Origin of the sequence: Paenibacillus ferrarius (assembly GCF_002027705.1) — a bacterium.
Classification (GTDB): domain Bacteria; phylum Bacillota; class Bacilli; order Paenibacillales; family NBRC-103111; genus Paenibacillus_E; species Paenibacillus_E ferrarius.
Window position 1 is genome coordinate 1 of the sequence record NZ_MBTG01000063.1, and the last position, 9,697, is coordinate 9,697.

Genomic DNA, 9,697 nt, shown 5'->3' on the forward strand with positions numbered 1-9,697 from the left:
GTAATTGAGAGACAGAATAACTCAAACAAGCCTATAGGAGAGGATGATTCCGCATGACGGATGCAAATCAATTATTTGGACAAGCCCTAGTAAAATCGCTGGTCGGGGAACGCGGACATATTCGTATTGCCCGCGCTTTACCGGACATTGATGCCGAACTGGCTGGGCGCGTACATGAAGCCATGCCGTATAGTATCTATCAACTGTTGAGACACATGCATTACTGGCAGCAATTCATGCTGGAGCATTTGGAAGGACGTAAACCGCAGCTCCCAGCTAACGTCATGGGAAGTTGGCCGGAAGAGACAAGCCCTCAAGATGAGATGTCTTGGCAAACTGATATCAAGATGTTTCTGGATGGGGTCGACCGGGCTGTCACCATTGCAGAAACGGCACAACTGGACGAACCACTTCCACATTTCCCAGTTGAAACCCGAGCAGGACTGCTGCGCAATATCGCGTCCCACAACTCATATCATCTGGGCGAAATTGTGTTGCTGCGCCGCTTCTACGGCGCCTGGCCTCCGCCCGGAGGTGGCTTCCCGGCGTAAACCGTTTCAAGTTTAGCCGATCTACAGGCTGCCGATTTGCCGGCGGCCTGCAGTCGCACCTTTTTTTGAAGTAGCTAACTCAAATTGTTCCAATAATTTTTTACCTATTCCATTTTTCCTATAGTCCTCTTTAACAAATAAATAGTTAAGATAAGCATGTGACGTTGAAGTCTGATCAATCATTCCTAATGCAAAACCTACAACTTCACCATCATTTACAGCCACCAAACCAGCTCACCCTTCTCTTCTCAGCTCTTTTAATCTTAGCTAGATACATCCCAAACACTCCCTGTAGCACAAAAGGCTGCTCGCGGCAGCCTTTATTGCTTCATTCAACTATAGTTTTCCGTTAGTGCAACTAGCATTATGATATTCAAAATTAATGATGCTGTCGAGCCATTTGCATTTCCAAGACGCGGCTTCTGGTGTCTACGGGTTTGTACTGTTTTAAGAACCCGTGGTCAAATGTAAAAAAGGCGTAACCATCTTTGTTGCCAATTTCAATGAAATGCTTCCCCTCCTCCAGAAAAAGGGATGAGTAAAAAACTTCTTCTTTAGCCTCATTAGGGAAGAGACTACTATCCCATTGAATAACTGTCGATTCGAAACGATCATTTTCTGCGACCCAACGATGGATCTCCACCGCAGGCGGCACCCAATCCGTCTGGTTTCCGACCCATTCAGGGACACCGTCATTGTCGAGATCCATCGGAATGGCGGTATGTCCTTGAAAATCGATTATCTTCCATGAATCGGTTTTGTGATGATAAATCACCAACCCATTTTTTGCGCCTATTTTACCAAAAGGGATTTCAATAGACGCGCCAGACACATCCCCGGTTAAGAAATTCATCGGATTAATCCAAGCTTGATTTTCATTAAAATTAGTCAAGTTACCCAACTTCCATTCCGAGTTCTTACCCTTGAGATACCCCGTATATATTGGTGAGGCATCACCACCACTTTTATAAATATGAACTTCCGCCTCGGAGCGAGATAGAGCAAAGCTTTTGATAAGCTTCGCCTCAGAAGGAGGAGTGCCTGACTCTAGTGGTTGTCCCAAACCTTCACCGAAGGGAAAAGCTATATTCTCAAGAAACAAGTCAGGTCTATAGACCGATTGCTGGTCACTATGTCGAGAGTTTGCTGTTGGCATACTGGTATGATGAACCTGATCATTACTGCAAGCGAGAATACTAAGCAATATCGGTATCATTATGCCGATAAACCGGACTATGTTCGTCAATATATAAATCCCTCACTCCCCTATTTGTCTTTATCATTAAATACTATCCTTTAATTAGAAAAAAAGGATGGACTAAAAGGACCATCTTATTCCACGAAACTCCCGTTAATCAGTAGGACGACATTATATCGGGAATGGAATAAAACAAAAGAGCCGCGATTTATGCGGCAATTAATGAGATTTTGTTCGTATTGTAAGCCTTAGAGCTCCCGGCTGGAAACATTTTAGATTTCCGTCACCCGATAAACGCATCGGCTTTCGCCTGATAAGAGATACTCTACACGTTCAATGGTCACGCGATCGCCAAGCACCGTTTGAAAGAGTTCAAGCTCATTTCGGCAAATACCAGAGCATACCGCAGCAGCCTCCATGATCGGACAATGCTTCTGTATCAATAAGTAGCTTCCGTCCTCCTGCTCCTGTACTTCTGCGAAATACCCCTCGTTCATGCGGATCATAGATAACTCTTGAAGCTTGTCCTTCAGATTTACCGCATCCGACAATTGCTCTTGATATTTTTTCTCCTGAGTAAATTTATGGTCATCGAGTATTTTCCCTAACCCTTCATCTCCGAACGAGGCTCGGATTGAATGAAGCAAATCGACCGATAATTGCATATATCCATTTGGAAACCAGCGGTTCGCCTGAGCAGTCAGCTTCCATATTTTTGCTGGCCTGCCCATAGGGCGGGCTTCTTCTTCATATTCAATGACTTGCAGCTTCTGCAGCTCATACAAATGCTGACGCACAGCCACCCCTGTCAACGGCAGTTTAGAAGCTAGCGTAATAGCATCCATGGGACCATGCTGTTTCAGCAGCGTAACAATTGTTCTTCTGGTGGATGTGACAGATACTGCATCCTTCTTACTCAATGTATCTCTACCCCCTGCCGCGTAATTTGAACGGATACTGCTTATCCATATTGTAAAGAATGGCCTTGACAAAGACAATAGTTAAATTATACTTTATAAACATAAACTTATTAAAGTAAAACTTAATTAAGTTTTTATCAACCAAAACTAAATCTTGAATGGAGGAAAAGAAAATGGCAACCACGTTATTTATCCAAGCGAACAATCGCCCAGCGGAGTACTCGGTCAGTGTGAAAATGTATGAAACTTTTTTGTCGAGTTACGAGGAATCTTATCCACTGGATTCGATTGTAAAAGTGAATTTATACGATGAACAGCTGCCCTATCTGGGGGCCACGATGATCACGGGCAATTACAAAGTCGCTCAGAGCATGACGCTCACCTGGGAAGAAGAATCCGAGCAACAGATCATCCGTAAACACCTGGAACAGTTTCTCGCTGCCGATAAAATCGTCATTGCATTCCCTCTCTGGAATTTGACAGTACCCGCCGTTTTGCATACGTACCTTGACTATCTGCATCAGCCTCGCAAAACCTTTAAATATACTGCGGAAGGATTGGTTGGTCTATTGCCCGATAAGAAAGTCGCGATATTAAATGCCAGAGGCGGCGTGTACGCGGAAACTGAGGAACTCGCAGTCCATTTCGTCAAAGCGCACTTACAGGTGTTCGGCATTCGGGACATTACAACGATTGTGATTGAAGGTCATAACCAGTATCCCGATCGCCGTGATTCGATTATTGCTGAAGGACTCCGGAATACGGCACTTGCGGCAAAAGGGTTCTGATATGCTGCATGTCGTAGACGAGGGAGGGGATCATTTGTGCGACAAAAAAGAAGTATTATATTGATGTCCATAGCTTTAGGCTTAGTACTGACCGCATTGGATAATACGATTGTATCGGCAAGCGTCAACAAGATTTTAGACGACATCGGCGGTCTGGATAAAGTCACCTGGATTTATACAACCTACGCACTTGCAGGAACCAGCACGATGTTGATATTCGGCAAGCTCTCCGATCTTTTCGGGCGAAAAACCTTGTATTTGATAGCGATCGGCCTCTTCCTGCTGGGTTCTGCGCTCTGCGGAACGGCTCAGACAATCGAGCAACTTAGCATCTACCGGATTATACAAGGGATCGGCTCCGGCGGCATTTTTCCGATTTCCTTCTCTTTGATCTATACTTTGTACACTGACCCGAAAGACTCGGCGAAACTATCCGGTATATTCAGTGCGGTATTTGGACTTTCTTCCATTGTCGGACCGCAGATTGGAGTATGGATTTCAGAAACGCTATCCTGGCGTTGGTGCTTCTATATCAGCGTGCCGATTGGTATCGCCTCATTCGTGTCTCTGCTCTTGGTGCTTCAGGAATCCCGCACGGAGACAAAACCGAAGATCGATGTACCTGGCGCTATGCTGATTGTCATCGCTACGGTCTGCTCCATGCTTGCTCTCGACATGGTCGGTAAGAAGGATGTATGGATCTCCTGGAAGATTATTGCCTTGTACGGGGTCTCGGTTTTGGCGGTCATGAGTTTTTTCTTTGTAGAACGACGGGCGAAGGAACCAATATTGCCGTTGCAGCTTTTCAAACAACGGATAGTGGCAGGAACAAGTATCGTTGTATTCTGCCAAGGCGCTATTATGTTCGCTGCAATGACATACCTGCCACTTTATTCCATCTATGTACTCGGCGAGAGTAGATTGAATTTGCTGTTGACTCCGTTCATGCTTTCCATGATAATCGGCTCGGTTCTGATCAGTTTTATTCTAACTCGCTTCAAAATTCGGACCATCATGGTGGTCAATATGGCGATCGGAGTCGTTGTTTCTTGCTTGCTTATGAAGCTTTCGCCAGATATCCCTTTTTGGCAATTCATTGGATTGGTTGTCTTGCTCGGGCTAGGTGTACTCGGCCCTCTGAACAGTATCAGTCAGAACGCTGTCACATACAGCGTAGAAGAGCGTTTCATCGGTATTTCTTCTTCGCTTGTGGGCTTCTGCCGCAGCATGGGCGGCGTGATGGGGGCTTCGAGTATGGCTGTTATTGTCAATTCCCAAATGGCAGCTTCATCCAAAACGGCAATTGAGCGATTCAAGCTAAATCCGAATTCGGACCCAAGCTATCAACCGCCTAATATCGAAACCGTGTTACGAAATAAGGATCATTTTGAACCGGATCTGGTTTCCTACTTTACACACGCGATGGATCATGCCATCACACAAGGATTTGTGCTATTACTTTGCTTATCCGTTATTGGTGCCAGCGCAGCTCTGACGCTCGGATCGATAAAAATAAAAAAACAGTCCGAAGAAAAATCCCAGGCCGACACAAGTTCTCAGTTTGATATTTGAAAAATAAAAGGAGATTCAAACAAGGAGGATTAAATCATCAAGTCCAATGAATCAAAAGGAAACGCAGCGAAGCAGGCGTCGATGTATTCCATTGCTCGACCCGGCGATTCTGGGAACCGGAATTCGAGGGCTCTGAACAGAATTTGGCAGGATGGGTCAAATCTTTGACCGGACGACCGACGATTACCGTGGGATCAGTGGATTGAACGAAGAATTCATGCGCTCATTTACTTCCGGCCATGTGGTCCAGGTGACCGGCCTTGATGGCTTGATCGAAAGGATCGAGCGCAACGAATTTGATCTGGTGGCCGTAGGCCGCTCATTGTTGGCGGACCCTGAGTGGACTCATGGTGGGGGAATCGAATCCCTGTCCATCACCCACCACCAGTGATAAATTCCCCTTAAAAAGAAGCAGCGGCAGTTTAAGCCCCTGTCTTAACTGCCACTGTTTGTTCTTGTCACCCGACAATTTACAAAAAAGGAAACAAGAGCTCAGCCGTATCCACGACCCTGTATGACGAGAAAAGATGCATCTTAGAATGTATTGACTGTCGCCTTTGGCTTCGCTCATACGTTCTAAGATGCATCCAATTCATTATCAATCGTCTAGCTTATGATTTTGCAACAAGATAAGAGGCTACCTCCGCCAACCGTGAAGCATAACCCCATTCGTTGTCGTACCAAGTAGCGACAGACAATAGTTCACCTTGTACTTGGGTTAAAGGCAAATCAATAATCGAAGAATGGGGATCAGCTACGATACGGGACGAGGCCCATTCCCCTTCCAAAACATCAAGAACGCCCTTTAATTCGCCTTCTCTCGCAGCTTCTCGAAACATATCGTTAATCTCTTGAACGGTGCATCGTTTTTCCGTTATCAAATTAAGTTCTGCGATGCTCCCGGTACGGGTCGGAATCCGGTAGGCTTTGCCTGTGATTTGCAGGTCATTCCAAATGAATTTCAGAGCTTTGGCTGCACCTGAAGATGACGGAATGATGTTCTCGGCAGCCGCCCATGAATCCCGGCGGTCCTTCATCGGCTGATCCGTCAACGATTGCGTATTCGTATACGAGTGTACCGTGGAGAATAATCCGTATTGAATGCCATAGTTTTCTCTGACCAATTTGACGACCGGTGCAAGCGCATTGGTCGTGCAACTCGCCATGCTAATGATTTTATGCTTTTCCGGATCGAAGCTTTCTAAGTTAATTCCTTTAAGAAGTACTGCGTCGCAATCTTCTAAGGTTTTGCTCGGACCGCTGACAAGCACCCTTTTGGCGCCTCGCTCCAAATGCAGTTCAGCTACTGATCGCGTAACGGCTCGTCCGGTACAATCAATGACCAATTCAACGCCTAATTCACCCCAATTCGGCAATTCAGCGGCCGAATTCAAATAACGAATCTCCCGGTCGCCGATTACGATTGCGCCTTTTTGAGCAGATACTTTCTCATGCCAACGCTTGTAATTTGTATCCACTTCAAAAAGTGCGGCAAGCGTAGCTTCGTCTTTAATATCCGAGATGGAAAAAGGGACAAACAAATTTTGTTGCAACGCCGCCCGAAGGAGCTGTCTTCCGATACGTCCAAATCCAAAAAGCGCAATTTTACCCATAATAGCCTCCATATATATTAGATTAGTTATTATCCTTACTACTCATTAAGCCGTTCTACCTGGTTAATCCATTGCAAAAATGATTGAACATAACGCTGCAAATATTTGCGAGTCGTATCATCCGTGAGCTTACGAGTATTTGAATCAATCTTGTCCGTGATTTGAGAAATATACATTTTTTGAGCCGGCATCACATAGGACTGGGTGGCATCCAACGTTTGCCTGATTTGCTGCTGCGAAAGAATCGTCCCTTTTGCGCCAGGTGTTGCGCCTATCACACCTGCAGGCTTATGAATTAAGACGGCTGTTCTGGTAGGTGTCGATGCCCAGTCCAGTGCATTTTTTAGTACTCCCGGTATACCTGAGTTGTACTCCGGGCTAACAATGAGAATGCCATCCGTCTTTTGAATCGCCTCGCGATAATGCTTAACTGGATCTGGCCCTTCTTCATGATCCAAATCCGCGTTATAGAGGGGAAGATTAGCAATCGATATGCATTCATATTCCGCGGAATCTACAAGTTCTGGAATCGAATTCGCAATCATTTGATTAAAAGAGCTTTCCCTCAAACTTCCTACAATAATCCCTATTCTTTTTGACATCAGCCAACCTCCAGAATTCATTCTCATATAATCATACAATACTTTCCTTACTATGCGTGGGAAAACATTAGTTTAGGTGCCACGGCTATTAACCTGGCTGGTTGACAATCGGCGAAACTGTCTTAATTTACATATTCTTAAATTTAAGATATATAACAAAAATTATTGATCATTAGCTGCTCTTTTATCAATAAGCCTTTTTGGCGTAACATCGTTCCCAAATTCATCCATAACAGACACGTTCAGAAGCGTTGTTAATAGTTGCCCGCGTAAAATCTGTAAATACTGCGTCCGAAGCGCTGCTTGTTCCGCTTTCTCAGTATCAGATAGACCTGAAGTGCGCTCAATTCTGCTCAGTTCATTAATACGGTTCAAAATTGGAATCATTCTCATTACCTCCTTGAAGTCGTCTGAATAATATCTTAAAATCATTTATCTTAATTTAAAGATATATGATTTTAAGATAACTGTCAATAGCTTATTTTCAATTTAGTTTATTTCCCGTTCAGTGATCAAGAGCTTCCATTGATGTTAGGCAGCTCGAAAATTAATCGTCCCATGGTGAATATCCCATAATCGTAAGCCCATTCTCCTTAGCAAAGGGCAAAACGTCACTCTCAATACTTCTATCATTCAAATGGTATCCAACTTGATTACAAACCAATGGTACTTTACCTAAATGGAATTGGGCCCGTTCCATTAGATTAATTGAGAAATTGCTCACCCCAACATATTTAACAAACCCCTTGTTCACTAGTTCAACCATTGCCCCCATTGTTTCCGAAACATCGTACTGATCACTCGGCCAGTGCTGTAAATACAAATCGATATGACTTGTCTTTAAACGATCCAGACTTGCCTCAGCAGCACTTAGAACACCTTTGTAAGAACAATTCCTAGCAGAAACCTTCGTCACAAGGAAGACTTCTTTTCTTATGTCTTGTATTGCCTTACCTACAACTTTTTCTGCTCCGCCATTTGCATATTCTTCAGCAGTATCAATTAACTTTAGCCCATTTGCTATTCCGAAACGTAAGGCTTCAATTTCTTCTAACTCCCCGTTTTGCCCAGTTCACGAAATAGCATAACAATCCTCCTTAGAACGTTATTATTCAATTATAGTTTAACAATCTAATTAGCTGAGAAGGCTGCCACTCTATGCTGTCGGCAGCCTTCTTAGATATCTATTGAACTATAGTTCGCCGTTAGCGTAATGACCAAGTAACAAAAAAAGGAGCTGTATACGCAGCCCCTTCGCTGATTTAGAATGGTTTTCTGTAAACTTTGATGATACGGGTACCGTTTCGGATAAGCCTTTGCGCCTGTGCTAGGTTGATCCGAACTAGGACGGAAATGTCGCTCGTCGCGTTTTCCACATCGAATACCTTGAAAATCCGTCCGTTGGCAAACAATACGCCTTTCAACTCGACTTTCGTTGTGCTAGTAGGTTTCGGATCTACTTTTGCAAATGTCGTACGCTTTACACCTGCACGAAGGAGTGCTGCTGCTTGTTGTGCGGTCGTCCGCACTCCAAATACTGGATCAATTTCAACTCCGGTTGTTATCGCCTCCACCTCGACAATCAGAAAAAAACGATCACCGATCTTAGCTATGCTATTTGCTCCGATATTTATCGGTTGCGCCATGTTTCATCACCCCCTCGGACTTACTATATGCGAGGATGTGATTTGGAGCTCGTAATAAGTACCTAAGTATCAATTCAAACCAACAAATGTGCAAATTACTCATAGATTCGTAGCAATCCAAATAATCTATTAATCAGTTCAAAACCGTTGAAAGGACACGCGAATGATTGTATTCGTCCTGTCCTTTCCTAATTAGACTGCAAGCACTCGAGATTCAAGTAGTACCACGCTCAACTGCCCTTTAGCTTAATAAACAAAAAGGAAGAGCTGCCGCGGCAAACTGCTCCTACACCTCAGCCAAGAGGTGTTTTTATTGTTGGCTGAGGTTAGTTTGTGTTCTTATTTATGCTATCTGTTAAAGGTATTTCAGCAATAATCTTTGGTCCATCTAGAATAAGTAAAACACCGTCAAGTGAAGTAGATTTTACTTTTTCAACTTCTACGTTTTCCTTAATTTGAAATTCTACATGAAAAGATGATTCTTTACCTGGCTCTATAATACCAGCTGAACCACTGCCTCTGAGTTGCATTTTTCTAAATCCCGTATTTTCACTCATCACCATTAACGAAGCAAGTTTATCATTTGGTCTTACAGTCACTTCTAAACCTAATAGGTGATTTCCAGGATAATCGAATGTACTAATAATTCGTTGAGAGCCAGTATTTTTGATTCTGAAATCGTATCGTAATATACGTTCAGTTTTAATGACCGTTGGTTCAACACTTGTCAAAATAAGTTCCCCTTTCTTTACAAATCCCATAGTAAAGAGAAGTAGCAAGCACATCAGCAATACAATTGATATTTTT

12 protein-coding genes and 1 pseudogene are annotated in these 9,697 nt (G+C 43.8%); 4 read left to right on the forward strand and 9 right to left on the reverse strand.

Features of this window, described 5'->3' with window-relative positions; all coding sequences use genetic code 11:
* Window positions 1-53 precede the first annotated feature (53 nt).
* Window positions 54-551: a DinB family protein gene (locus BC351_RS37170; RefSeq protein ID WP_079420676.1), complete on the forward strand. Its 498-nt coding sequence runs from the start codon at window positions 54-56 to the stop codon at window positions 549-551.
* Window positions 552-572: 21 nt separating this feature from the next.
* On the opposite strand, the gene BC351_RS37175 is transcribed toward BC351_RS37170, so the two are convergent.
* From BC351_RS37175 to BC351_RS37185, 3 genes are all read right to left on the reverse strand, one after another.
* The gene (locus tag BC351_RS37175; RefSeq protein ID WP_144028653.1) at window positions 573-776 is read right to left on the reverse strand and encodes a GNAT family N-acetyltransferase; all 204 of its coding nucleotides are present in this window, start codon (window positions 774-776) and stop codon (window positions 573-575) included.
* 154 nt (window positions 777-930) lie between these two features.
* Window positions 931-1,707: a hypothetical protein gene (locus tag BC351_RS37180; RefSeq protein ID WP_144028654.1), complete on the reverse strand. Its 777-nt coding sequence runs from the start codon at window positions 1,705-1,707 to the stop codon at window positions 931-933.
* A gap of 314 nt (window positions 1,708-2,021) precedes the next feature.
* On the reverse strand, window positions 2,022-2,669 hold the full coding sequence (locus tag BC351_RS37185; RefSeq protein ID WP_079420682.1) for a helix-turn-helix transcriptional regulator: 648 nt from the start codon (window positions 2,667-2,669) through the stop codon (window positions 2,022-2,024).
* Between the two features lie 173 nt (window positions 2,670-2,842).
* Between BC351_RS37185 and BC351_RS37190 the strand changes: the two genes are divergently transcribed.
* The 3 genes and pseudogenes from BC351_RS37190 to BC351_RS37200 form a co-directional block, all read left to right on the forward strand.
* Window positions 2,843-3,457 (forward strand): FMN-dependent NADH-azoreductase, encoded by a 615-nt coding sequence (locus BC351_RS37190; RefSeq protein WP_079420684.1) that lies wholly within the window; start codon window positions 2,843-2,845, stop codon window positions 3,455-3,457.
* A gap of 36 nt (window positions 3,458-3,493) precedes the next feature.
* A complete protein-coding gene (locus tag BC351_RS37195) occupies window positions 3,494-5,029 on the forward strand; it encodes an MFS transporter (protein WP_244209308.1) in 1,536 nt (511 codons plus the stop codon).
* 68 nt (window positions 5,030-5,097) lie between these two features.
* Window positions 5,098-5,420, forward strand: a pseudogene (locus BC351_RS37200) (hypothetical protein); the annotation flags it as partial.
* A gap of 220 nt (window positions 5,421-5,640) precedes the next feature.
* Here BC351_RS37200 and BC351_RS37205 read toward each other — a convergent pair.
* From BC351_RS37205 to BC351_RS37230, 6 genes are all read right to left on the reverse strand, one after another.
* Window positions 5,641-6,642, reverse strand: coding sequence for a type I glyceraldehyde-3-phosphate dehydrogenase (locus BC351_RS37205; protein WP_079420686.1), 1,002 nt, complete (start codon window positions 6,640-6,642; stop codon window positions 5,641-5,643).
* A gap of 38 nt (window positions 6,643-6,680) precedes the next feature.
* The gene (locus BC351_RS37210; protein ID WP_079420688.1) at window positions 6,681-7,244 is read right to left on the reverse strand and encodes an NADPH-dependent FMN reductase; all 564 of its coding nucleotides are present in this window, start codon (window positions 7,242-7,244) and stop codon (window positions 6,681-6,683) included.
* Window positions 7,245-7,406: 162 nt separating this feature from the next.
* Complete coding sequence (locus BC351_RS37215; RefSeq protein ID WP_208629912.1) at window positions 7,407-7,631, reverse strand: DUF896 domain-containing protein; 225 nt, start codon at window positions 7,629-7,631, stop codon at window positions 7,407-7,409.
* 160 nt (window positions 7,632-7,791) lie between these two features.
* The gene (locus tag BC351_RS37220) at window positions 7,792-8,289 is read right to left on the reverse strand and encodes an aldo/keto reductase (RefSeq protein WP_079420692.1); all 498 of its coding nucleotides are present in this window, start codon (window positions 8,287-8,289) and stop codon (window positions 7,792-7,794) included.
* 217 nt (window positions 8,290-8,506) lie between these two features.
* On the reverse strand, window positions 8,507-8,890 hold the full coding sequence (locus tag BC351_RS37225; protein WP_079413623.1) for a hypothetical protein: 384 nt from the start codon (window positions 8,888-8,890) through the stop codon (window positions 8,507-8,509).
* Window positions 8,891-9,216: 326 nt separating this feature from the next.
* Window positions 9,217-9,697 (reverse strand): hypothetical protein (locus BC351_RS37230; protein ID WP_208629899.1); only part of this gene is annotated, 481 nt, incomplete at its 5' end.